Origin of the sequence: Marinomonas posidonica IVIA-Po-181, from assembly GCF_000214215.1 — a bacterium.
Taxonomy (GTDB): domain Bacteria; phylum Pseudomonadota; class Gammaproteobacteria; order Pseudomonadales; family Marinomonadaceae; genus Marinomonas; species Marinomonas posidonica.
The window spans coordinates 1397683-1423532 of sequence record NC_015559.1 but is presented as its reverse complement, the minus strand read 5'-3'; the positions used below and the strand labels follow the sequence as shown (position 1 = coordinate 1423532).

Below are 25850 nucleotides of genomic sequence, written 5' to 3'. Positions count from 1 at the left end.
ATGGAAGCAACAATGAAAAAATTATCACCCGTCACTACAGAAAAAGAAGTCGCGAAAACGTTAGTTAACGCCGGTTTAACTTCAACTCAGCAAATTAGCCGTTATTCGCAAAAGAACTTTGTCGAAAAATATGCCCAGCTGTTTACCGAGATCAAGCCAGATAGGGCTCAACAGTTCGCAGCAGAATTACACCAAAAGGCCCAGGCGCATATGGGCAGGCTTGTACACCAACATGTCGACACTCAGCAACGCAGTAGTGCCTATTATCGCAACTTTCGTTTTGCTAATTTTTCGACACCCGCTGAACAAAATACGGGCGATAACACACTGGATCCCAGCTATGAAGGCCAGTTTGGTGTAGTTAACGCCACTGAAGTCGATCCAGACCGTTCGGTATTATCACCGGCGGCCTATTTAGCTGATCTGGTCTGGCTGGCTGACCAGCATATTCATAAAAAGCCCGGCGACCATGCGGCCAGCATATTGCTCAATGAGCGCCGGCCAGATATTAAAAATATCACTCTGAACAGCGCCAATACCAATACCATGATTTCAAAGCTGGATATTGTTAACGATGTTTTGATGCAACAGTTGGGAGCTGACTTTTCTGCTCAGGATCTGGTCACACAAGACTACCCTTTTAACCTGCCCTATCACCAGCCACTGAATCAAATCCGAACCTACTTAAAACAGCATAACACCAGCTTGCCGCAGTTATGGCTTGGTCTGATTGACCAACCAACAGCAATTGAAAATAAAAGTATCGCCATAGAAACCCTGGGGCTATCCCCTGAACAATGGCTTTTGGTTAGCACTTCCAATACCAACACCGATCAACTGCTGAAGTATTATGGTTTAGACGGTGAGCTAATCAGCTTACAAAATACCAGCACCTTTAAGCAGCAAACAAATATTACCGAAGCTGAACTGCAGGAGCTGCTGAAGCAGGATTTAACAGCCAAAGAGCTGGAACCAGAAGCAAAAGTTAATAAAGACTTCTTTATTAATATCGGGCAGTCGACTCCTATCTATACCAAAAGCGACCAACTAATATTCTCTGATGGCAATGTTGCCCTTGATCGTATCCATCGCTTTATCCGCCTGGCAAAATGGCTTAATTGGTCGTTTACTGATCTTGACTGGGCGTTACGCGCAACGTATTCAGCAACCAATCAAGGGTCGCTCGAAGACTATGATATTACCGATAACATGCTGCCGTTATTAGCCTGGGTTAAAACTTTAGAAAGCGCTGGCATACTCACTATTAACCAAGCCTGTGCATACCTTTACCAAATAAAAACATACGGTGAAAATGCGCTCTTGGATGACTTAGAGCAACTGGTAAACAACACCAATGTGTCACAACGTTTTACCTTACGACATCAGTTAGCATTAGCAAACGAGTCCATTTCAAAGGAACAGCAACAAGTTTTACAGGCGGTCTTAAAGCTATCTCAGCAGGACTTGCAGATTATCTTGGATATCGCCGGCGATATAGATGATCCTCTGAGCCTGGAGAACTTATCGACCCTCTACCGCATTAGCCTTTTACCCCAAATATGTGCCTTATCATTAGAAGATTGTATGTCGGCCTATGCCCTTAAAGTTAGCACTAATCCACAACAGGATTATCAGCAAAACACTCTGCTAACAGAGATTATGGCGGCGAGTAATTTTGGCCCAGAGCAGTCAATTAATGGTACTAAGCTGCTTAGTATTATCGGTCAGCTGACAGATACCGTATTATGGTTTAACACTAAAAATATACCGATACAAAAAACTCGTTACTGGTTAACGGGGTCCAGCAACAGCATCAGCATTCAAAACACTAAACCCAGTTTAGCCAAGCTTACCAACAATATAAACGCAATCCGAACCGCATTAGTCAAGCATGCCTTAACACGAGCAATCTTTGAAGAAAACACCCCGGCAGTCACTGCACTTTATAGCAGTCTTGACTCTAATATATCTGGCTATATTGCTAAAAATGAAGACAAAATAATCCAAGAGCTGGTTAAGCTACACCTAGACGACAGTTTAGCCAAGAAAGTGGTTGATGGATTGCAGGCTATTATCAGTTTTGGTGTCGATATCGCGCTTGAATGCAATCCAATATGGATCTATCTATCTGAACGCTATTTGTCAGGTCAGGGCATTTTCAATGCGATACCTGAAAAGAAAAAGTTTGAAGCAGAGCTAACTCGTGTTTTATCTATATGCAAAATTACGCCAAGCGATACCTTGTTATCGCAATGCTGGAATGTTTTCAACCGATACGCACAAGCCCAAGTTAAGGCGATTGAACAGCAATTGTCTTCTATCACCGCATTAGTACCTGAGCAGTTAAATATACTCTGTCGATGGTTAGATATCGTACCATCAGATTTTCAGCCCGAATCAGATTTGAATACGCCAACCAAACAGCAAGTTAATCTATTGAACAGGCTGGCGCGATTCGCAGATCTCATATCGTCTTTTAATTTATCAACAGCCGAGCTGTTAACCCTTTACCGAAACCCTAGTTATTTTGTGACCGAGCCGGCGAGGTTAAATTTTGAATTAATTCAGTCGTTAGTGTTTTTTAAAGAGCTATTAATTCAATGTCAAGATAGCCATAACCATCTGCTTGATTATCTTGATGCGGTGAATAACAACACGGCAGATGCAAGCGATTTATTAACCGCGCTGTTCGGCTGGAATATCAATATTTTCGGTATAAACGTTGAGAGTAACCTCCCCAAAAACATTAGCCAATTAGAGCACTGGTCAAGATATGTCAAAGCCCTCAGGCTACTAGATATTGATGTTGTCATGCTTGACTTGTTAATTGCCATACCCACAAGTGAGGCCACCGACAGTGATTTTGAGAGTTATCAAAAGCTTGCCGCTGCTTTATGGGCCGGCCTGCAATCTCAATATCATGATCAAAGCCAGCTGCTGACGGATATGCAAAATACACTCAGTGATCACCTGCGCGATGCATTAGTACCTGCAGTTATTGAGCATTTAAATAACACCCAAAACACATCAATAGCCAATGGCAATGATTTATATGAATACCTGCTCATAGATGTCAATGTTGATGCTGTGGTTGAAACCTCACGTATATCTGAGGCCATTAATGCTGTGCAGCTGTTCGTTTACCGCTGTTTAAACCACCTGGAAGCCGGCTTTGAAGTTGATCAGCAATTGCATCAGTGGTGGCCGTGGATACAACACTACAGGGTTTGGCAGGATAATCGCGAAGTATTTCTTTACCCTGAAAATTATATTCAGCCAGAGTTGCGAAAAAATAAATCCGATTTATTTGAGCAGCTGGAAAACCATTTACAGCAGGGTAATTTGAGCGATACGGAAACAACAGAAAGCTCACTTCTTGATTATATGGTCGGGTTATCACCCCTGGCCAATTTAACCATAGAAAGTACCGCTGCTTTTGATTATGCCCATACCTTAGGTTCAAGCACGGCGGGTAAAAATTTATTTTTGTTAGGGAAAACCAATGAGAGTTGCCCGCAATATTATTACTTGAACGCGCTTTTCACCCCGTCAAAAAGCCAGGGTTATACACCTCTTTATTGGGGACAATGGCAATCTATCGATTTATCTATGCAGCCGATAGGAACAGTGAATACTGTTTATGGTTTTGGCAAATGGTTTATCTTTTGGGTCGAAAAAAATCAAAGCAATGCCGATACCAGTCAAAACCCCACCACCCAAACATACCAATACCTTCTAAAATACAGCTTTTTAGATGCCAGTAATAACTGGTTACCGGCACAGGTATTGGCAACAGAAGCTACAGAAGATACAGCTGTTGACTTAGTCTATTTCCATTCCAATGAAACCATTTATGTCTCATGGAATAAAACTCAATATCAGGTAAGTAGCAATAGCATTCTTAGTCAGGCGCAAGATGCTGCGCGTTTTGCCGCAAAAACACTGACAAACTCTGAGAGTGCAGTTGATAATATTTATGAGATGACCAGTCTACCGCTGTCATTAAATGCTCCCGGTGATGATGCAACCAAGTCGCTGTCAGTTTGGTTTAAAGCGGACTCTAATCAAGAGTTTGATGTCTGTAATGCTAGTAATAGCGACACTATTTTTAATGTTGATCAAAATGGTTATTCATTGGCTAATGGTGACTCCATCCATCAACACCTTGATATGAGCGTGTGGAACCATGTGCTGTTAAATCAACAAAACCTGAAAAACATAGGGACAAATACAGAGGTTAATTATCTTTCGAATATCATCACTCTTAATGGTTGTCAGTGGGTAGCCTGGTCTGCAGATAGCCAGTTATATATTTCTCAAATCATTGAAGATAACGATGGCGTGACTTTGGGTAAAGCAAGACCTTTACGAAATGTAGAACGAAATGTTAGTCCCTTGAACAACTTTTTGTTCAACCGCTATAGCTTGGCAGTGTTTAACCAACACCTTTACATTACCTGGCCAGGTCCAGATGATAATAAACACTATTGGTTAAATGTTGCTCGATTAAACATTGAAGCTGATGAAGTTGAGGTCATCGAGCAGAAAGAATACGACTCGTCCGATAGCAGCTCAGGGTTGAGAGTGACGTCAGGCTCAGCCAGCGCCCCAGCTTTAATATCATACAATGGCCAGCTTGTAGTCGCCTGGTTATCGTTTTCAAAAACAAAAACTACATATGAATCACGCCTTCATATGGGGTGTGTTTCTGGCGAAAACGGTGACTTGTTACCTAGTATTACAGACACACAATTTACCGATGCAAGAATTTATGGCGGCAGCCCGTCTTTGACTGTCTCATATAATGAAGATGGTACTGAAATTCTGCATTGCGCGATAGCAAGCAATCGTGAGCCACTATGTATCGATCTATACTCACTTAATGACATTGCTGATCTTAACTCGCAAGTACCAACCAAAATCCCTCTTAAAAATGCTGTAAAAGTTAAGGACAATGAAGTTGTTAAATATATTGAGGTATCAAAGCGCATCCAACTAGCTTATGACTTCAACGCTAAGGGCTTAGTACTATCCTGGGCTGATGACGAGAATATTTATTATCAATACACAGCCCAATTAATGGATGGGAATCACGCCTTCAACTTGGCACAGCAAGCACAGTCTGGGTTGATATTTGGCGCCAGCGTTGATGGCTTATCCGCCTTGATCTTACAAGGTGATTCAGCTACTAGCATTAGCTGCTGGAATACCAATATTTATTTAAATGGGTGCCCAGTACTCAGCCCACAAATTAGCTTACTAAAGGGTATTAAGGTAGGTTTCTCTGATAACGGAGAGCCAGGTACTTTTGGCGGAGCCCTGCAAGAAGTTCTGGCTTTTAGTAATGTGCTCTCGCCCTCACAATGCAACTTAATTTACGCCAATAGTAACCAACATATCAGCAATGATTTTGCTATAGGTCTTGATGTTAGTAGCAGTGATTTATTTTCTTCAGAGCAGGTAGAGGCGATCCCCGTTAATGGCCAACCTAATTGGGCTGTTTATCAAATGGAGCAGGGAAATAATAGCGCACCATCTTCTTATCTGTGCTTGCCTAGCTCTTCAAATATAATTAATACAGATACAGATACAGATACAGATACAGATACAGATACAGATACAGATACAGATACAGATACAGATACAGATACAGATACAGATACAGATACAGGCAATTCTGTCGTGTTTACGGCATTAAGACTAAATGCACCACTTGCCGTTAAAAAACTTGAAGCCACCCTGGCACTTGAAGGTATTGATGGCTTTTATACACTGGCGAGCCAGTTAACGTCTGATATACCGTTTAGTAGTCTGAGTCCTGATATTAACTATTTCCCGAATTATCCATCTACTAGGCTGGATTTTAATCAAGGACCGATGGGGAATTATTTTACCGAACTATTCTTCCATATCCCTTTTTTGATTGCCCACCAGTTGCAGACCGCGCAACAGTTTGAGCCGGCTAAATCATGGTTTGAATTTATATTTAATCCTTGCATTCATCTGTCAACGGATGAGAGGGATATATACGGCGATACAGCTGATAAATATTGGCGCTTCTTAGGGCTTCGTTGTTCCAGTAATAAAGTGTTACGTACAGAGCACGGATTGAGCTTACAGGAAGAGCTGTTATTAGATAGTACTGACTCGAATCAACTTGCTATCTATCACTACGACCCATTTGACCCTCATGCTATTGCAACACTGCGTCCTATCGCCTATCAAAAAACGATTGTGATGCATTACATTAATAATCTCTTAGATTATGCCGATAGTTTATTTCGCCAATACACTTCCGAAAGTATTAGTGAGGCCACGCTCTATTACACTATGGCTTACGACTTGTTGGGCGAGCAGCCTGAGGCTTATCACCGGCGAATAGAATCTGGCGGGCAAACCTTAGCTGATTTCGAACAAGAGCTTGCTCCTTCTCTGGCTACTGATCCAGTTAAGCAGAAGGGAACTCCAGGTTCATCTTTACTTATCCCGCTAACGAATAACTCAATCATAAGTAGTTATTTTGGTATACCCGAGAATCAACAGCTGATCAGCTATTGGCAGACCATAGCTAACCGGTTATTTAATATCCGTCATGAGCTCAATATTAACGGTCAGTTTGAAACTGTCTCTGCGTTCGCGCCGGCCATTGACCCAATGCAATTAGTCGCCGGAGTGGCTTCCGGTGAAACTGTCGAGCAAGCAATCGCGGCGACCACCAGTATTCCACCTTATTACAAGTTCCAGGTTACGCTGAGCAAAGCAAAAGAGTTAACCCAGCTGACCATGCAATTTGGTCAATCGTTACTTGCCGCATTGGAAAAGAAAGACGCTGAAGCTTTATCGCTGTTATACAACAGTAATCAGCAAAATGTCTTAGCGCTTACCCGCACGATTAATGACAATCAATTAAATGCGGCAATCGCTACAAGTGATTCTTTAGAGGCCAGCCTAAGCAGTGCACAGGCGCGTTATGATTATTACGATGCTTTAATCGCGGCTAATTTAAGCCCGAAAGAAAGCAAGCAAGTTTCCCTAGGTACACATGCTGCCAAGTTACAATCAAACGCACAACCGCTTAAGACCGGAGGCGAAGCGGCCGCTTGCCTGATACCAACGGTATTTGGTTTGGCGGATGGTGGTCAGGCATTGGCCCAGGGAGCTGCGATACCGGCCAATGTGATGGAGTCTAAAGCGCAAGTATTAAGTATGCAATCGGGTGATCTGGGCACTCAGGCCAGTTTTGAGCGACGCGCCCAAGACTGGCAGTTACAAAAAACGCTGGCTCAAAATGATATTAATCAAATTACCGACCAGCAATTAGCGGCCCGTTATCAGCAAGCGGTCGCGCAACAGCAAATTACTGTGCTTGAAAAAAATATCGAGCAAGAGCAAAAAGTCGCGCAATTTTTGAAAAATAAATTCACCAACCAAGAGCTTTATCAATGGTATAGCGCTAAATTATCGACACTATACTTTCAAACTTATCAACTTGCGATGAAGGTGGCCCAGCAGGCTGAACTGGCCTGGCAATTTGAAAAAGCCCTGGATATCACCACTCCATTTATTCAAACCAATTATTGGCATAGCCAATATCAGGGGATAGGTGCCGGCGATGCATTAATGCTAGATTTGCACCGTATGGAACAGGCTTACATGGATAGCGATAGCCGTGCTCTGGAAATTCGAAAAATAATCTCATTGAATACGTTAGATGAGGCCGCTCTGGCTGAACTGAAAAAAAGCGGTAAATGTAATTTTAGCCTGACCGAAGCTGATTTAGATCTTGACTACCCTGGCCACTATCGACGTCAGATCAATACGCTCACCGTCACGTTACCTGCGGTGATTGCGCCTTATCAGAACCTTTGCGCTACGTTAACCCAAACCGTCAATAAAGTATTACTTAAGGATGATATTCAAGGGATCAAGTACTTGTTAGGGAAATCCCAGCAGAGTGTCTCGCAAGTGCGAGAAAACTGGATGACAAACCAGCAAATTGCTGTTTCTCAAGGGGTTAATGACTCCGGCATGATTACCGTTAATTTTGGTAGTGAACGCTATCTGCCATTCCAGGGCACAGGTGCTGTCTCAGACTGGGAACTAGAAATCCCAAGTGACAGTAACCCGGGGATTTTAGCAAGCCTTAGCGATGTCATTATTGAGCTTCATTACACCGCATACGCTGGCAATAGCAGCTTTAAAAATACCGTTAAGCAACTATTAAAAAAACAAACTCAATAAGGGTAATAGCAATGGATATACTATTAGAAAATATAACGGATGAACCAGTAGATATAAATGTAGATAGTGATAGCGCAGCTTTAACTGTTACTAATACCGGTCCAGCAGCGAGTTTTACTACCAGTGGTAACTCGCCTACAGTCACGATTTCAAATACTGGTGTTGGCTCGGCTCTAGCTACAGATGGAGCAATTGAGGTGGGTAGTATTAGCTCTCAGGAGAGCATCCGTTGTGAGGGGGATATCAGCTCTACAGGCACTCTAAGTGGACACACCATAGAGATTGCGGATGTTAAAATTGGAAAGGATGAATTGCAAACACTGCAGGCATTGCATGCCGGACAACTCAAGATTAATCTAACAACAGGCAGTGGATATCAGCTTTATGACAGCGATGCTAAAAGAGATGGTAAGCCAGAAAAGGAAGGTTGGTATGCACTGACATCTAATAGTCCTTCTGATATGTCGAATTATGCTTCTAACGAGTGGACAGTAGCTATTACCTCAAATCAACTAACCACTCAGGCTGTATCTTTACTCGCTAAAAATAATATTTCATCATCACAAGATATCGATATGCAAGCACTGGTGTTACAAGTCGCAGCATTGATTAAAACAAATGAAGAATTGTTAAACCGGATCTCGGTCTTGGAAAACAAACAGCTATAACCTAGGCACAGCTGCAAGAGGTTTAGATAAGCTTTTAAAGGTCTTGTAGCACTAAATCAATAGCTAAGTAAGAAAATACTCAGCCAATAAAAGAGAGGGAACAATGGAAAAGAAATTAGATAAAATAAAACAGTTGTTGGAAGTCGGCGGGGTGAACCTTGATACACCGGTAAACATTAATGCAGATAATAGTAATCCAGGTTTAACCGTTACGAATACCGGAGCTGCTGCTTCTTTTAGTACCTCAGGTAATGACACGACGTTAACTCTCTCTAATTCAGATGAAAATTTGGCTATTTCAACAGATAGCCCAATACAAGCCTCAGGCTGTTTAAAGGATGGCCAAGAACCAGAGGCATTTTTATATGTTAAAAATGTTGATAGCGGTAGCGCTAATCCGGGGAATAAGGTCAAATGGGCGGCTTTTTTTGAAAGTAATTCAAATAGCCATTCAAGCCTATTCGTCAATAATACCGGCACAAATCGTGGAGCAACGGTATTCAATAGCTCCAGTGAGCACTCTACACTTGTTTTAGAAAACCAAAAGGCTGATGGACAAGGGTATAGAGCCGCAACCTTAACCAATAATTCATCAACACAGTCAACCTTATATCTGACCAACAATAACTCGGGGCCCGCCATTGAGGTAAGCAAAGGCGGCGTTAATATGATGGGGAGCCCGACGGCTACGCTTGATGATGGCACTTATACCGCGAATACTGATGGTTTTGTGATTGGAACTATTACACCGCCAGATAAATGTGACGTACGTTCAATGCTTTGGCTAATAGCCTCATCTGGTGATCTCACTGTCACAGCAACCGGTGGAAACAACCTTGGCCCTAATTGTTCTTTTTCCAACTATGGAAACCTGATACTACCGGTTCAATCAGGAAAAGAATTTAGTATCAGTGCTGATCAGGGGCGTTATAACGAAAAAAATTCAAGCTATGCCTTTTACTTTATCCCTATGGGCACATGTGATAACCCTTGTACTAAAAAAAGTTCTAATATTTCCAGTAGCCATTTAGCGAAAAGTCAAATCAATATTGCCCGTACTGATAATGCCGAACGAGTGAATAATATGATTGACGCATTGGAAGTTTGCTTTGATAAAAAACTCGAAGGTAATAAACGGACAACATTAGAAAAAGCATTTAAAAATTTGCTTTTATAACGGAGTAAGCTGCTAACGGCGGAATAAATCTTAGTAAGTTTGCTAAAAAATATGTTAAATGAGTTTGGAATGTGGAAGCTTTGATTGAGTTCCCACCATTCTAAACGGCCTTGTTTATTAACCGTCGTTTTCTAACCTTTCTTCCCAGTCATCAGGTCGCTTCCCTCTGAAACGGTTAACAAATTTTGGACAGTTTTATAGAAAGTTTAATGACCGTTATGGTGGCGATTCAACCTTTAAAAAGATCTAACTATTTCGTCTTCTATTGGCACACATGAGACTATCAGATTTGATTAAGTCCAATTAGTTGAACCTAAAAGATTAAGCTAAGACTTATTCAGCTAGTTTTGTAAAGAAAGAGTGAAAAGATAACGTTGTATATATGCAATTATCCAATCTAGCTTTACATAAATCGCCAAGTACCAATAAATAGCCTTATTAAATAGTGGTTTAGCTTTTTTTATGTGAACTACCGTTCATGCGTCTGCACCACTTGGCTGGCGGGTAACACCGCCAACTCTTACTAAACCCCACGGGGGGATTGTTAGGGTGGGTGGCCTACTAAGATTGCTGCCCGCAGGGCGATGCTGCCTTTTCTTGTTATGTTTTTATTTGATTGAAGTACCATTTAGCTTGTTCCCACTCCATGTCTTGAGCCATGTGATAATCAAATTGCCTAGGGTAGCGATGGTGCTCGAGTATGTATTTTAAATGTGAATCTGCTATTTCGGGGTCATAGACGCGCCACACCATTCTGCGTGTGCCATTCCAAGTCTCACGGATAAGAAATAGTGCATTCCCACCAACTTTAATCTCCTCATCTAGTTGGTCACAGAAAGGGTCTACGATGTCACGCTCTTCCTGCGAGGGCATACCTTTATCAATAAGCTCTTCGTAATCAATAATAACGGATAAGTGCCAGCTAAATATCTTCTTTGGTTCGAAATCCTTTAATGCAGAGTTAAGAACTCCAATACAAGGTAAGTCATCTTCTTTCCACTCGAGAATACCAAACTCATCTTCGGGGATGACAACACGTACCTCATTTTCTTTTAGTTCTTCTTTTTTCCCAAATAGTTTCTTTAGCACGAAACTCTCCCCGAAACATAACGCCCGCAGCACGGGAAAAATTGCAGCGAAGCGGAAATTTTGTCCCAGTACCTGCGTTTGTTAGGATTTTTTTGCACTGACGAACTCCAAAATGTAGCTATCGTCATCTAGAAAGCCCAGAAGATCCTGGGCCGCATTTTGGAAGACTTCTTGAATAATGCCTTCAATGCCGTACCACTGTTCAGATTTTTCAGGGTCCAGGTAAATTGTTTCATCCGAAAAATCTATACCGCCTCCTGCTGCGAGCTCGGCCAGTGAAAAGGCTTCCGCAAAGGTAATCGGAGTATCAAGCTTATGAGCCAAACGATTTCTAACATCATTGAGACCACGCAAAAAATCAGCTGCATCTTTACCTATTATTCCCCTGGATTCAGATGCATCAACCTTCCTCCTGAAGCTCCACTTAAAGTAACGACCACCGTCACCCTCTTTGGGCTGAGTCTCTAGCATTTGCACTAAAATTGACTCGAGGACTAAATGCCCAGACATAAAAGCACCGAGAACCTTGTTTTCAAATAGCGAGGTTATGTGTTTAAGTTCAGGACGAATCCGATTTTCCCACGGGTCTTTCATTCGAGGTTCCCTAACGCCCAAAGCAGCGGCGAGCGATAGCGAGTCCAGCCCATGCGCTTTTTGCATGGGCGATGCTGACTTTGCTTGTTATGTGATTATTGTGATTCACTAAATTTTAAAACCCACGTTTGAGAATTGGTATTTTCAAACTCTTTAATTTGGATATTAGCTTTTGGAGAAAGCTTAGGATATTCATCGGTTAGATACTCAATGACCTCATCCATTCCCCAAGGCCCCAAAGAGGTCTTATACGTCACGTACTCGTCCTGTATCTCACGCCACGATTCATAATCCTTTTTAGAAAGAACCATATCCGTTTCTGTATAGATAATATGCAAGTTCATCTTTTCACATAACGCCCCGCACAGGGGCCGACAAATAAGCGCAGCGTTTTGGCGGTCCCAGCGACCAACGGGAGCGACTGCTGCGGTTTGTTATGCATTCATGACCTCAATAAACCACTTGGGCTGCATTTCATCAAAGTCCGTCCGAATGTTGGATGGCAGATAACTCGCTGAATCCAAAACAAACTCTTGGCCCTCCTGGCGCTTAAAAACAACCCAATGCCAGAAATTTTTACCAGCTTCCTGATGGTGCTTGATGGACAATAGTGCCAAATCAGGCAGACAGCCCCAAGATTCAAAAGGAATTTCATCAGGAGACGTCTCTACTCCGGCGCTGGACAGCATCCCCCTAACATATTGGGTATCGGACCACAGCGATTTATCTTCGGCATAGATATCCATAGCGTTCGCTACGGCCTTCATTTCCGAGTAAGTTTTGCCCAAAACATTAGCCACCGACGCAATTCCGCAACCTGTAGGTTCTTCCTGTATTACGGGCTTTAGCACCGTCTTCTCCTTATTGCATAACGCTCACATAAAAGGCGAGCGATAGCGAGTCCAGCCCGCGCTTTTTGCGGGCGATTTTTAATGTGCTTGTTATGGGTATTTATTACCAAAACTGCCACCACCTTTTGCTTTTAGCTTTACGCCACTTTTTAAATGCAAAATCAATGTATGGTGAGAGCTTATTGTAATTTTCCCAAGTATCCTGGACATGATAAAGCGTAGGCTCTGTTGTAACTAAGGCTGCCTCGTAATCTCCATAGTATGCATTTGACTCATAGTAATGCTTGGCAAACTCGAAGCCTTCAGGATTTAAATCATCTTCCCAGAACTTTTCATCACATTCCTTGATCAGAAACTCTGTACCAGTCATTTGCCGAGATTTAACTTTACCAACGGATTCAGGTGAGTCGGTTTGGTGTAACACACCTTCAAGATTGTTATTGATTACCCAAGCGATAAACATACCGATATGAGTCCCGCCAGCTTCAAGGGGAAGATCAGCTGGAAAGTTTTCTGCCCCACTGTGCCAATCAATTCTATCTATCGCCAAACTCAGACTCTCCTAATATCCATAACATTTTAATAGTGCGCATGCGCGTTTAGACAATTCCAAAATTTCGCCAATATCTTTATAAATAGCTGAAAATAATGCTTTTGTTAAGGTATTCAAAAAAAACAAAACTGGAAAAACGAGCGTGCGTGTTATTTCAGTTTTCCACGGCCTGTTATTTCTGCTGAGGATATTCTTATCCATTGATACTAAAAGGCTTTATATTTTTCTACCAGTACAAACGCGCAAAAATGTGAATGTTTTTTAAACAAACCGTGCCAGAAATTTGAAAGCAAAAAAAACTGTATATTTATACAGATTGTTAACAATTATCCACAAAGAGTGTGTGATGTCTTCCAGTCCATTTTTTGACATTAATGCGCTTCCAGCTCATCACCCCCTCTCATAACCAATTTGGCGAATAACCTTAATCACTTAGCTTTACTACAAACACAAAAATACAACTTCAACTTACAATAAAAGTTGTATTTCAAATTACCGTTTTGTAAAACTTAGACACCAAACCCGTGTCTGATTACACTGCGTTTATCAGAACAACTTGTAATTCAAATAATGTATTACTGTAAAAAGAGATAATGAGCCACTGGTGAAAACCCTCGACGCGTTCCTGAATGCGCGACAAAGAGTAATATCGGGAATATGACAAAAGCGACCTTTTGGTTACTTTTGTGGCGCTAGACAAAAGTTACCCGCCTAGCAGGGCGGAATAAAGCTCCCCCTACCGTATCGAATAAGAGGAGCCTAAAAAATGTTACAAATACCGCCCTTCCAAGTGCTTCCTGAAATGCGCTGCATTCAGCACTTCACCCGTTGCTCGTGTGACCAATTCATCCGTTGAATACAGCGACGCTTGTGACCAAATATGGTCGCTGAGCCATTGAAAAATCGGGCTTAGGTCACCGCTGCGAATAGCAGCGTCTATGTCGACAGTCTGTGTCATTTTGGTTTTATATTGCGCCGCGTACATGGCGCCAAGTGTGTAACTTGGGAAGTAACCAAAGGCCCCGTCGGTCCAGTGAATATCTTGCATACAGCCATCTTTGAAGTTGTCTTTGGTGGTCAACCCTAATGAGGCTTGCATCTTGGCATCCCACAGTTCGGGCACATCTTGGTAGTGGATCACGCCGTTGATCAGGTCTCGCTCGATTTCGTAGCGCAGTATAACGTGGGCTGGGTAAGTCAGTTCGTCTGCGTCCACGCGGATAAAGCCTTTCTGTACTCGGGTATAGAGTTTGTAGAGGTTGTCTTCCGCGAAAACAGGGTCCTGTTGTGCTTGAAACGCCTGTTGGGACAGTCGAGACAAGTGCTCGATAAAGGCTTGGCTGCGCCCTACTTGCATTTCAAAGAAGAGAGACTGAGATTCATGAATGCCCATGGAGCGAGCTTCCCCCACAGGCAAGCCCGCAAAGGCTTTTGGCAAACCTTGTTCGTAACGAGCGTGGCCAGTTTCATGCACTATGCCCATTAAGGCTTGCACGAAGTCCTGCTCATCGTAGCGGGTGGTAATGCGCACATCGCTCGGCACACCACCACAAAAAGGGTGCACGCTTTGGTCCAAGCGGCCATGATCAAAGTCGAACTGCAAGAGTTTCATGACCTCCAAACCAAGGGCTTTTTGTGTGTCGGCCGGATAACTTCCTTGCGGCAGAAGAATTGGCTCGGAAGCTTGTTTGGCTAGGGCCTTTTCGATCAGTTCAGGCAACCAGGTTTTCACTTCGTCAAACAGCCCATCCAATTGCGCGCTGCTGGTACCGGGTTCGAATTTATCCAACATGGCGTCGTAAGGTGTGGTACCCAATGCCGATGCACGGATACTGGCCTCTTCTTTTGATAAAGCCACCACCTCTTGCCAGTTTTTCGCGAAGCCTTGCCAGTCGTTTTCTTGTCGTTGGGTTCGCCATGCGTGTTCGCACTTGGACCCCGCTTTGGACTGAGCTTGTACTAAGTCTTCTGGTAATAAGGTGGCGTCTTGCCATTGGCGTTTCATTTCTCTCAGACTGGCACTCTGTGCGTCCGTCAAGGTCTCTTGTTGTGCTGATTCAAACCAGTCCGCTAATTGCGGCTGAGTCGACAAACGATGTACGTGCACCGACAGTTCCGCCATGGCATTGGATCGTGCGTCATTGCCACCTACGGGCATATTGGCCGCCGCGTCCCAGCCCAACATGGCTTGTGCATGGTTAAAGTGATGAATGCTTTGATAATGCGCCATGAGCTTGTCGTAGTGAGACATAATACTTTCAATTCCTGTTGTTTGACCTTTTCACTCATCTTAATACAGAGCGGAAATAGAAAACACATCACCAATGAGAAATTCAAAATGGCGAAAGCAATCCGCAAGTTTGCAAAAAGCCTTAAGCCCAGCATTTAAGCGGTAAGCAGAACCAAAGAAAATGACATAATGGCCTGAATAGCGTCGCTAGAAACCCCATAAACAAAAAAACCAAGGCCAGTATTACTCTGCCTTGGTTTGCTTTGTCATGACATGTTCTTTTTGGCCACACTTTCTGGCAATTACGGGTGACTAGTCTTTATGATTGCAGCCACACCCTGAGTGTTCGCCACTCGCGTCTTGCCAGTATTTTAGTTTACTGGTGCCGCCAATGCCTGGATTGAAGCTGTTGGTTGGGTCATTCTGTTTGTAGAAATCGCGCAAGGATTGCTTGGCAATGTATTCGTGGCCCACGTTATGCTCGGCTGGGTATTCCGCACCACGCGCATCGTAGCTGGACAAGATCTGTTGCTTCACCGCTTTGCCATCGACGCCTTTTTTCATGATGTAGTTTTGGTGCATGACGTGACAGAAGAAATGGCCGTAGTACATTTTCACGGCGATTTTATCGTCGATCTCTGGTGGTAAGACTTCAAACCAATCCTGTTCATTACGCGGAAAAGCCACGTCAATGGTCATGATGGAACCTAGGTCTTTACCATTCATAACGTGGTAACGAGTCAAGGCGCCCCCCGTCACGAAACGATGCAAAATCGCTTGATCCGCTTCTCGTTCAGTACATTCGAAGTAATCGCCTTCATTGTGTTTGAAGAACTCAGAAAGGTAGGCTTGAGCTTCGTCAACACCGTCATTGGCGGTTTCAACAATCCAGTGATGCTCATACTGTTCACGGAAATCTTCCATGCGCTTCGGCAAATGGTTAGGCCAAAGCTGACTCAGGTATTGCATGATGCGATCAGAAAATTTGTTCGGTAGGAACTTAAATTTACCAGCCCAACGATCCACTGTGCGTTTCATCGCAAACATTTTTGGGATGTACTTGGTGCCTAGCTTGTCGATCACTAAGTAGCTGTCTTTGCCGTATTTCTTACTGATGTCGTAACTGCTGCTGTGCAGGTATTCACCTGATACGGGCAGATTGGTAAAAGTCGACAACATGTCACGGCGCATTTGTTCCATCACGGCTGGATCATTGGTACCAATGTAGAACACACGGTGTTTTTCAGGAATCGGGAAGGTATCAATACGCACCGCAAACACCGCCAATTTTCCGGCACACCCTGACGACTCATACAAGCGACGCTTATCGGCATTGAAACGAGATGGGGTTTCTGCGTCCACGTCACGGATACGCTCATGGTATTCATTGTCCGAAGCACGTTTATCAGGGAACTGCACGTCTGTTTCTTGGTACGTCTTGTTCTCAAGGTTCGACAAAATCTCTTCTGGGTCAGAACCTAACTCAATCCCTAGATTGTTTACCAGCTGTAATTCACCTTCGTCAGTCACTTGAGCGAATAACGACAGTTCGGTGTAGGCTGGGCCACGCTGGACCAAAGCACCGCCTGAGTTATTACAAATGCCACCCACAATAGACGCGCCAATACAGGAGGAACCAATCACAGAATGAGGTTCTCGACCGTAAGGTTTTAAGGTGTCTTCCAAACCAAACAAGGTACTGCCGGCAAAGCCGATGATTTGTTTACCTTGATCAATAAGATGTATATCGTCAATGCGCATGGTACTAATGATCACGATAGGACGATCATATTCTGTCCCATTGGGCGTTGAACCACCCGTTAATCCCGTGTTAGCCGCTTGCATGATGACAATCACATCGGCTTTCACACAGGCTTGAAGTACTTTCCAAATTTCCACCAAACTAGCAGGTCGAACCACAGCGTAAGCTTTGCCACTACCAAGACGAAAACCCTGACAATAGGGTTGCTTTTTATCGTCATCCGTTAGGGTATGTTGACTTCCTACTATGGCCTTTAATTCAGTAGCCAAATCTACACTAAAATTCGATTCTGTCATGTCAAGTACTTCGCAACGAGTTGAAAGAGGTGAGCTAGTATACTCGACTCAACCCAAGTGAAAAACATCAAGCAAGGGATTTATTGACAGGGCACATTTAGATTGTGTCGTTTCCACTCTATTGGGCAAGGTTTTAGAGGATTTTCGGCCTTAAACGTTATTCGAATTTTCTTATGCGAAATCCGTCTTGGGTTTTCACGCAAATCCAGCCACTACGGTTTGTATTTACCAAAACAAACTTTTAGTATGCTGGCATTCATTATGGAGCATAGTTGTGATTGATTTAGACAAAGCCAATGCCGAACTAGACGGCGCAAGCCCACAAGCCATCATCGAATGGGCCATCAAACACGCCAAAAAGCCTATTGTGACGACCAACTTTGGCCCTCATGAAGCGGTGATTCTACACATGGCAACCCAAGTAAAAGCTGACCTTCCGGTGATCTGGATCGACTCAGGTTACAATGTTCGTGATACCTACAAGGTCGCGGAAGACATCATCAGCGCACTGAATTTGAACCTAGAAGTGTACACGCCAAAAGTCAGTGCGGCGCGCCGTGACGCGGCTTTGGGAGGCATTCCAGGTGTCGATGATGAGGCTCATGTTGAGTTTACTGAGCAATTCAAGCTGGAGCCATTCCGTCGCGCGATGGCAGAGCAAGCGCCGGATATCTGGCTAACCGCCGTTCGTAGCGAGCAAACCGAGTTCCGTAAAGACATGAAAGTGGTGGAAATGGGACCCAATGGCGTCATCAAGGTGGCACCCGTACTGCATTGGAAAGAGGCGGATATGTTGGAATATTTAGCCGCTAACACCTTGCCCACACCAGATCATTACTTCGACCCAACCAAAGCAGAAGCGGGTCGTGAGTGTGGATTGCATACCAAGCTGTAATTGTCTTTATAAAAGCAAAATGACAAGTCTCAGTGGGAGACTTGCCATTTTTTTGGCTGCTTAGTTTGCTCACATTTTAAGTGACGCCACTAGAGACATCAGCCTCCCAAGACAACAGTGCGCTTGTCATTTAAAAACACCCGCTTCTCAACGTGGTATTTGACCGCATGAAACAGCGTCACCCTTTCTATGTCTTGCCCTTTGGCAATCAAATCTTCTGGATAGTGCGCATGGTTAACCGTTTGAATGCCTTGAGAAATGATTGGCCCTTCGTCCAAGTCATTATTCACATAATGGGCGGTCGCCCCGACCATTTTCACGCCCTTTTCCCATGCTTGATGATAAGGTCGAGCGCCTTTAAAGCCCGGCAATAATGAGTGGTGAATGTTGATCGCTCGACCATCCAAATATTCACACATACTGGGCGATAACACTTGCATGTAACGTGCTAATACCACCAGCTCGGTATCGTATGCTTCCACTAATTCTCGTACTTTGGCTTCTTGCTCTAATTTGGTTTCATGACTGATCGGTAAATGATAATAAGGAATGCCATGCCATTTCGCCAAGTCTTCTAGATCAGGGTGATTGGAAATAATCACCTTCACATCAATGTTCAGTTGTCCGGTCCGGAATCGATACAATAAGTCATTCAAACAGTGGTCATACTTGGAGACCATAATCGCCACGTTGGTTTTATGGTTGGGAGCCGTTAACGCCCATTCCATCTGAAATTCCTCTGCACGTGTCGAAAATTCATCGGCAAACGCTTGTTCACTGAAAGCGTCCTCCGTCTTAGGCAAAAATTCAATGCGAATAAAAAATCGACCCGATTCCCTATCATCAAAGGAATGTATTTCATCAATGTAATTACCGGCTTGAGCCATATAGCGTGTCACGACATCAACTGTCCCTAAAATGCTCGGACAACTGGCCGTAAAAATCCAAGGTGCGACTTTTGTTTTCATACCAATATCTCTTTATGGGAATATCAAAAACGATTGGCTACTCAGAGGGCAGTCCGAGTAGCCGACCGGAACACCTTTAGGTGTTTTGAGGGGTTAACATGGTTATTAGACTTTGACTGTCAAGCCATACTCTTGACTGGCATCTTGTAACCAGAGCCAGAGGTAGTCGGCAAAGCTGCGTCTAACCAAGAGTTCGTAAGTCTGTTCTTCGGTCCGACAAATGGTCGCGCCAGTTTTGGCAAAAATAGTCGAGACCACCTTTCCAACAGGGAATTCGCTGTCATAGAAATCAATCGGCGTGGATTTTTTCAACACTTCCACGACCTTCTCGCCAGACAATTCGAATACCGTATAGCCACCACTCACATTGACCAAAGAGTAATGACCATCCAGCTCGGCGAAAATACGCTTCTCCAACTCAAAGGCTTGACCTTGGGGAAGGTAAATCGTCCATTCATCGGGTGACATCCAGCGCACAGAAACACGCTCATCACCTTGACCTTGTGTGATTGAGGTTAAAGGAGAGGTCGGTAATGCCAGTCCAAGAATCGACTCAAGGCATTGCTTTTGCTCTTCGCTCGGTGAGCAACGCAAGGTCAGTAAACCCAGCGACAGCTCCCGAAACACCACACCACCGCCTTGTAACCCTTGCTCTGCAATCTGATCCAAATCCGCATGATTCAATGGACTTTCATATGGCACATCAACCGCAGGCAATTGATCCATCACCAACTTCATTGGCGTTGCTTCATTGGTGCCTTGATTTAACTCAGACATGTTGGCGCTCCCCTTTAGGATCTAAGAAAATTGGACTGCATATCTCAGCTTCCACCACACGACCATCGACCAGTGGGTAAAACACTTTTTCTCCCATTTTGTCATGGCCGCCTTTTACAAAGCCCATGGCCACGGATCGACCTAAGCACGCACTCCAGTAGCTCGACGATACGTGACCAACCATTGGCATCGGAATCGGCGCTTGCGGATCAAATACCCCTTGTGCGCCTTCTGGCAAGACCACATTAGGATCAATGGTTTTTAATCCGACAAGCTGCTTACGGTCTGCACGAACACAATCTTCTCGTTGCATACCTCGCTTCCCTATAAAGCTAAACGGCTTCTTCATAGCAACCGCCCAAGGCATGCCTAAGTCAAATGGGTGCACCGAACCATCGGTGTCTTGACCGGCAATAATAAAGCCCTTCTCAGCACGCAAAATGTGCATGGTCTCAGTACCGTATGGCGTCAGATTAAAGGTTTCCTCATGCTCAAACAGGGCTTTCCAAACCTGCATTCCATAGTTGGCTTGCACATTAATCTCATAAGACAATTCCCCAGTAAACGAGATACGGAACACCCGTGCAGGTACGCCAGCCACAGTGATGTGTTTCCAATCCATGTAGGCAAAGCTGTCTTTTGACACGTCATCGTCAGTGAGTTTTTCCAGCAACTTGCGACTGTTGGGACCAGAAATGGTCATTGTCGACCAATGATCTGTCACCGAAGTAAAGTACACTTCCATTTCAGGCCATTCCGTCTGATGGTAGAGTTCCAACCATTCCAACACATGCGCCGCTCCCCCCGTCGTAGTGGTCATCAAGAAGTGATTTTCCCCTAGGCAAGAGGTCACGCCATCGTCGAACACCATGCCGTCTTCACCACACATCAGACCATAGCGACATTTGCCCACGGCCAACTTCGCCCAAGCATTTGAATAAACTCGCCCTAAAAATTCACGAGCATCTTTCCCTTGGATGTCAATTTTACCTAGCGTCGATGCGTCCAAAATACCAACGGACTCACGAGTGGCCAAACACTCTCGATTGAGGGCTTCTTGCATACTTTCATTGCCTTTCGGGAAGTACCAAGGACGTTTCCATTGACCCACATCTTCAAATTTGGCGCCGCGCTCTACATGCCAAGCATGCATGGCAGTAAAGCGTTTTGGATCAAATAGTTCACCGCAATCACGGCCAGCAATGGCACCAAAAGTGACGGGAGTGTAGTTAGGACGGAAAATCGTGGTACCCGTTTCAGGAATGCTTTGCTGCAAGGCTTTTGCCGCAATCGCCATACCATTGATGTTGCCAAGCTTGCCTTGATCCGTACCAAAGCCCATGGCGGTATAACGCTTCACATGTTCAATGGATTCAAACCCTTCACGACAGGCTAATTCAATGCCTGCTGCGGTGACGTCATTTTGATAATCGACAAATTGCTTAGGCGCTTTTGACGTCGGTTTAATGTGTGGAATATGGAACAGCGCCATTGGTGTGCCTTCTACCACATCTTCTGTACTTGGAACACTCACTTCAGGCTTGTCTAAACCAAGATGCACTAACGCATCATAAGCCGCTTCACGCCCCTGAGATAAGGCTTCAGCCGTTGTGAATGCGCCGTTAATTGCCCCTGCAGTAAGTTGCTTTTGCAAACTTGGTCCGGGCAAGAACCCAATCACCTCATCACTCCAAACAGGACGAGAACCGGTATGACAAGACAAGTGAATTACAGGACTCCAACCACCCGAAGTGGCGATGGTATCTGCTTTCATTTTGACAATAGAGCCAGTGACTTTATCACCAGATTCATTTAAAGGCGCAATCGACACGCCAGTCACACGCTTACTGCCATGGGCTTCAATCACACCTGAGCCAACAATGATGCTGATTCCACGTTCACGAGCGGCCTCAATCCACGCCCCTTGTGGGGTTGTACGTGAATCCACAATGGCCACCACACGACGACCAGCATCGTGCCAATCAATGGCGGCGCGGTAAGCATTGTCATTTGAAGTCATCAATACCAGCTCTTTCCCCGGCACCACACCAAAGCGATTAATATAGGTCGACACCGCACTGGCTTGCATTGAGCCTGGCAAATCATTATTACCAAACACCAATGGACGCTCATGGGCTCCCGTTGCCAATACCACCCACTTGGCTCGCACACGATGCAAACGCTGAGCCACAGCACCATTAGGAGCACGGTCAGCAAATTGATCGGTACAATGCTGTTGGATGGTTAAGAAGTTATGATCGTGATAACCGTTCACTTGAGAATTCGCAAGCATTAAAACATCGTCAAATTGAGCCAGTTCATTAACGACTTCCGCTACCCACTCAGCGGCAGGTTTACCGTCAATGCGTTCGTTACTACTCAATAAACTGCCACCAAACTCATTTTGCTCATCGGCAATGATGACCCGTATGCCAGCCCGTGCAGCCACTAAAGCCGCCATTAAGCCAGCGGGGCCTGCTCCCACGACCAACAAATCTGTGTGCTGATTCATCTTGTCGTAAATGTCGACGTCTTTTTCTTTTGAGGCTCGGCCTAGACCGGCGGCTTTACGGATATAAGACTCATAAGTCGGCCACATGGATTGCGGGAACATGAAGGTTTTATAATAGAACCCCGGAGGCATCATCTTGCCACCGATTTTCCCTACCAATCCCATCAAGTCGGTTTCCACATTTGGCCAACCATTGGTTGAAGCGGCCACTAAACCTTGATAGAGAGACTGTTGTGTTGCACGTACGTTTGGTATTTGAGTGGCTTCTGTGGCCCCCAGTTGCACCACACCATTTGGCTCTTCTGCACCGGCAGCAACCAGACCTCTAGGTCGGCTGTATTTAAAACTCCGACCGATCACATCCACACCATTTGCGATTAACGCCGAAGCCAGCGTGTCGCCTGCGTAGCCTTGATAAGACTCACCATTGAAAGTAAAGGTTAATGGCTGACCACGATCAATTCGGCCACCTTCTTGAAGACGATTTTTCTGAGACATCACCAGGCTCCTTTACTCAGCCACAACAGATGGCATTTCACCAATTTTGTAAACTTCTTTGATTTCGTATGTTTGCGTGTTTCTCGTCACATTAAAAAACTTGCGACAACCGGCTGCATGAATCCATAGCTCATGATGTATGCCGCGAGGGTTTTTACGAAAATACAAAAAATCGCCCCACTCTTCGTCACTACAAGCATCTGGGTCTAATGGGCGAGCAATGTGCGCTTCGCCTCTTGCATGAAACTCTTCTTCTTCACGATATTCACCGCAATGTGGGCAATAAATATGAAACATGATCTTTCTCTCCGTACTCGGTGTGAGCCCAATTAGTGTGCAACACCCGCCGCGCCGTGTTCATCCACCAACGCACCATTATGAAAACGAAACATAGAAAATGGCTTCGCCAGCTCATGCATTTCCCCTTTTGCCAAAGACGCGGCAAACACATGACCGGAACCTGGTGTTGCTTTAAAGCCACCCGTTCCCCAACCACAGTTGAAAAAGAGATTCTTAACAGGCGTTTCACTGATGATTGGACACGCATCGGGACAAGTATCAACAATGCCGCCCCACTGACGATTCATGCGCACACGGCTAAACACAGGAAACATTTCCACAATCGCTTGGATGGTGTGTTCGATGGTGGTGTAAGACCCTCGTTGACCATAGCCGTTGTATCCATCAATGCCGGCACCAATGACCAAATCCCCTTTATCGGATTGGCTGGCATAGCCATGTACATGGTTCGACATCACCACGGTATCCAACACAGGTTTAATGGGTTCCGACACTAGGGCCTGTAATGGGTGAGACTCTAGGGGCAACTTGAAACCCGCTTTTTTCGCCATCACACCAGAATTACCAGCCACCACACAACCGACACGATCCGCACGAATCTCACCATAACGATCGGTGCGCACACCAACGACAGTGCCATCTTCAATGATCAAGTCTTCCACTTCGGTTTGTTGGATCAAATCCACACCATGGGCATCGGCGCCTCGGGCATAGCCCCAAGCCACAGCATCATGACGAGCAACACCTGCTCTTGGCTGCCAAGAAGCTCCCATCACGGGATAACGGGCAGAGTCAGAACAATCCAGCACAGGCACGATTTCTTGCACCTGTTTGGCATCTAATACTTCACCATCAATGCCATTCAGACGGTTAGCGTTGACACGTCGCTCGATGTCACGCATGTCTTGCAAGGTATGACCTAAATTCATACACCCACGCTGAGAAAACATCACGTTGTAATTGAGCTCTTGCGACAAGCCTTCCCACAATTGCATCGCATGTTCATACAAATGTGCGGCTTCATCCCATAAGTAATTTGAGCGTACTATGGTGGTATTACGTGCCGTATTACCGCCACCTAAGAAGCCTTTTTCAATCACCGCCACATTGGTTACACCAAATTCTTTCGCTAGGTAATACGCTGTTGCCAGGCCGTGACCGCCTCCACCCACGATGATGACATCGTATTTCTTTTTCGGGGTTGGATTACGCCATACCCGCTGCCAGTTCTCATGATGAGTCAAACTGTGCTTTAACAACCCAAAGCCTGAATAATGCTGCATCAAATCAGCTCCTTACAAAGACAGCAAAACACTGTCATGGGTGGTACAAAATGATTGGTCTATCAAGGGTGTGATTGACCATAGATCAAGCGTTCGACCTGATAATAAAGTCAAAGATATGGGGTCTAATGCTCGGGAGCGTCCGCGGAATGACAAATTACGACAAAGGCAGAATGCGCAGTCAAATTCGTCTACACAGGGCAAATGATTAAGTGTCTGAGATCACACCTAATAACCAATTCGAGAATTGAGCTATTCGTGGGTCTTGCTCAACCCCATCGAGCGTGAGAAGTGCGTAGTCAACCCCCGTTGGCTTTAACCCTAGCGGTGCGATTAAGCGCTGCTTTTGTAAGTCATCTGATACTAACGGCACTGAGCCAATGACAACACCAAGGTGGTCTTGTGCAGCCTGTAAGGCATAGAAAAAGTGGTCGAAATGCTGTTCTGTATTCGGTGACATGGTTTGGTCTTTCTCAGTAGACAACCAATCATACCAAGCCTGTGGACGAGTTCGGCTGTGTAGCCAATTCGCGTTATTAAGATTCTGATTCTCTAACTGCGTCCAGTAACCATGACTGCAAACAGGCCCAGCGAATTCAGCACATAGCCTTGTCACTTGATAATCAGATTTGACCGTAAAATCCATGCGACGAATGGCCACATCACAGCCCTCCGCCAATAGATCAATTGGTCCACCCGCCATGCGTAGGTCAATGTGCAGATCTGGGCATAATGCCTTGAATTCTCCCAACCTCGGCATCAGCCATCGCATTGCCAAACTCGGCTCACACGACACCACAAGAAACGGGGAGCTCAAGTCGTGCCGATGAATTTCTTCTACGGTTCGACTCAAAGCATCCAGGCTTTGACTGGTTGTTTTTAATAGCCGCTGCCCCGCGGCCGTTAAGTAAACTCGACGATGGCGGCGTAGAAATAAATCCACGCCTATTCGCTCCTCAACCTGAGCAACCGCTCGGCTGATCGCGCCATGTGTCAGGTGCAACTCTTCCGCGGCTTTGGTAAAGCTCTGATGTTTGGCTGCGGCTTCAAATGCGGCAAGAGCATTCAAGGGAGGAAGATTTTTATTTCTGTGAATTTTACTCACAATAATCACCAAAAATTATCGATTTTATTAAGGTTTAAATAATTTAATAAT

The 25850-nt window shown here is 44.8% G+C and carries 17 protein-coding genes; 4 read left to right on the top strand and 13 right to left on the bottom strand.

Features of this window, described 5'->3' with window-relative positions; genetic code table 11:
• The 3 genes from MAR181_RS06650 (at position 1) to MAR181_RS06640 (ending at position 10086) form a co-directional block, all read left to right on the top strand.
• Positions 1-8241: a Tc toxin subunit A-related protein gene (locus MAR181_RS06650; RefSeq protein ID WP_013795836.1), complete on the top strand. Its 8241-nt coding sequence runs from the start codon at positions 1-3 to the stop codon at positions 8239-8241.
• A gap of 11 nt (positions 8242-8252) precedes the next feature.
• Positions 8253-8909, top strand: a complete 657-nt coding sequence (locus MAR181_RS06645) for a hypothetical protein (protein WP_013795835.1) — start codon at positions 8253-8255, stop codon at positions 8907-8909.
• 103 nt (positions 8910-9012) lie between these two features.
• On the top strand, positions 9013-10086 hold the full coding sequence (locus MAR181_RS06640; protein WP_013795834.1) for a hypothetical protein: 1074 nt from the start codon (positions 9013-9015) through the stop codon (positions 10084-10086).
• A gap of 600 nt (positions 10087-10686) precedes the next feature.
• Here MAR181_RS06640 and MAR181_RS06635 read toward each other — a convergent pair.
• From MAR181_RS06635 to dld, 7 genes are all read right to left on the bottom strand, one after another.
• A complete protein-coding gene (locus MAR181_RS06635; RefSeq protein WP_013795833.1) occupies positions 10687-11175 on the bottom strand; it encodes a DUF695 domain-containing protein in 489 nt (162 codons plus the stop codon).
• An 81-nt stretch (positions 11176-11256) separates the two neighbouring features.
• Entirely contained in the window at positions 11257-11769 is a 513-nt protein-coding gene (locus tag MAR181_RS06630) for a DUF4145 domain-containing protein (RefSeq protein WP_144011222.1), read from the bottom strand.
• A 95-nt stretch (positions 11770-11864) separates the two neighbouring features.
• Complete coding sequence (locus MAR181_RS06625) at positions 11865-12113, bottom strand: hypothetical protein (RefSeq protein WP_013795831.1); 249 nt, start codon at positions 12111-12113, stop codon at positions 11865-11867.
• A 90-nt stretch (positions 12114-12203) separates the two neighbouring features.
• Positions 12204-12620: a hypothetical protein gene (locus MAR181_RS06620; RefSeq protein WP_013795613.1), complete on the bottom strand. Its 417-nt coding sequence runs from the start codon at positions 12618-12620 to the stop codon at positions 12204-12206.
• Between the two features lie 103 nt (positions 12621-12723).
• Complete coding sequence (locus tag MAR181_RS06615) at positions 12724-13170, bottom strand: DUF7832 domain-containing protein (RefSeq protein WP_013795830.1); 447 nt, start codon at positions 13168-13170, stop codon at positions 12724-12726.
• A gap of 772 nt (positions 13171-13942) precedes the next feature.
• Positions 13943-15424, bottom strand: a complete 1482-nt coding sequence (locus tag MAR181_RS06610) for a carboxypeptidase M32 (RefSeq protein WP_013795829.1) — start codon at positions 15422-15424, stop codon at positions 13943-13945.
• A 291-nt stretch (positions 15425-15715) separates the two neighbouring features.
• Positions 15716-17461: a D-lactate dehydrogenase gene (gene dld, locus MAR181_RS06605; protein WP_013795828.1), complete on the bottom strand. Its 1746-nt coding sequence runs from the start codon at positions 17459-17461 to the stop codon at positions 15716-15718.
• Positions 17462-17735: 274 nt separating this feature from the next.
• On the opposite strand from dld, the gene MAR181_RS06600 reads away from it, so the two are divergent.
• Positions 17736-18356 (top strand): phosphoadenosine phosphosulfate reductase domain-containing protein, encoded by a 621-nt coding sequence (locus MAR181_RS06600; protein WP_013795827.1) that lies wholly within the window; start codon positions 17736-17738, stop codon positions 18354-18356.
• Positions 18357-18454: 98 nt separating this feature from the next.
• Here MAR181_RS06600 and purU read toward each other — a convergent pair whose 3' ends face one another.
• From purU to MAR181_RS06570, 6 genes are all read right to left on the bottom strand, one after another.
• Positions 18455-19324 (bottom strand): formyltetrahydrofolate deformylase, encoded by an 870-nt coding sequence (gene purU, locus MAR181_RS06595; protein ID WP_013795826.1) that lies wholly within the window; start codon positions 19322-19324, stop codon positions 18455-18457.
• Positions 19325-19429: 105 nt separating this feature from the next.
• Positions 19430-20101: a sarcosine oxidase subunit gamma gene (locus tag MAR181_RS06590; protein ID WP_013795825.1), complete on the bottom strand. Its 672-nt coding sequence runs from the start codon at positions 20099-20101 to the stop codon at positions 19430-19432.
• On the bottom strand, positions 20094-23111 hold the full coding sequence (locus tag MAR181_RS06585) for a sarcosine oxidase subunit alpha (RefSeq protein ID WP_013795824.1): 3018 nt from the start codon (positions 23109-23111) through the stop codon (positions 20094-20096). Before MAR181_RS06585 ends, MAR181_RS06590 begins: the two co-directional genes overlap by 8 nt.
• 12 nt (positions 23112-23123) lie before the next feature.
• Positions 23124-23408, bottom strand: a complete 285-nt coding sequence (locus tag MAR181_RS06580) for a sarcosine oxidase subunit delta (RefSeq protein ID WP_013795823.1) — start codon at positions 23406-23408, stop codon at positions 23124-23126.
• 32 nt (positions 23409-23440) lie between these two features.
• Positions 23441-24694 carry a sarcosine oxidase subunit beta family protein gene (locus tag MAR181_RS06575; protein ID WP_013795822.1) on the bottom strand — a complete coding sequence of 418 codons (1254 nt, stop codon included), beginning with the start codon at positions 24692-24694 and terminating at the stop codon, positions 23441-23443.
• Positions 24695-24902: 208 nt separating this feature from the next.
• Positions 24903-25799 carry a LysR substrate-binding domain-containing protein gene (locus tag MAR181_RS06570; protein ID WP_041651214.1) on the bottom strand — a complete coding sequence of 299 codons (897 nt, stop codon included), beginning with the start codon at positions 25797-25799 and terminating at the stop codon, positions 24903-24905.
• Positions 25800-25850 lie beyond the last annotated feature (51 nt).

Coding starts and splice junctions, on each gene's coding strand:
- MAR181_RS06575 (WP_013795822.1), bottom strand. CDS start 24,694: ATGCAGCATTATTCAGGCTTTGGGTTGTTAAAGCACAGTTTGACTCAT.
- MAR181_RS06645 (WP_013795835.1), top strand. CDS start 8,253: ATGGATATACTATTAGAAAATATAACGGATGAACCAGTAGATATAAAT.
- MAR181_RS06630 (WP_144011222.1), bottom strand. CDS start 11,769: ATGAAAGACCCGTGGGAAAATCGGATTCGTCCTGAACTTAAACACATA.
- MAR181_RS06650 (WP_013795836.1), top strand. CDS start 1: ATGGAAGCAACAATGAAAAAATTATCACCCGTCACTACAGAAAAAGAA.
- dld (WP_013795828.1), bottom strand. CDS start 17,461: ATGACAGAATCGAATTTTAGTGTAGATTTGGCTACTGAATTAAAGGCC.
- purU (WP_013795826.1), bottom strand. CDS start 19,324: ATGAAAACAAAAGTCGCACCTTGGATTTTTACGGCCAGTTGTCCGAGC.
- MAR181_RS06625 (WP_013795831.1), bottom strand. CDS start 12,113: ATGAACTTGCATATTATCTATACAGAAACGGATATGGTTCTTTCTAAA.
- MAR181_RS06590 (WP_013795825.1), bottom strand. CDS start 20,101: ATGTCTGAGTTAAATCAAGGCACCAATGAAGCAACGCCAATGAAGTTG.
- MAR181_RS06640 (WP_013795834.1), top strand. CDS start 9,013: ATGGAAAAGAAATTAGATAAAATAAAACAGTTGTTGGAAGTCGGCGGG.
- MAR181_RS06585 (WP_013795824.1), bottom strand. CDS start 23,111: ATGTCTCAGAAAAATCGTCTTCAAGAAGGTGGCCGAATTGATCGTGGT.
- MAR181_RS06580 (WP_013795823.1), bottom strand. CDS start 23,408: ATGTTTCATATTTATTGCCCACATTGCGGTGAATATCGTGAAGAAGAA.
- MAR181_RS06610 (WP_013795829.1), bottom strand. CDS start 15,424: ATGTCTCACTACGACAAGCTCATGGCGCATTATCAAAGCATTCATCAC.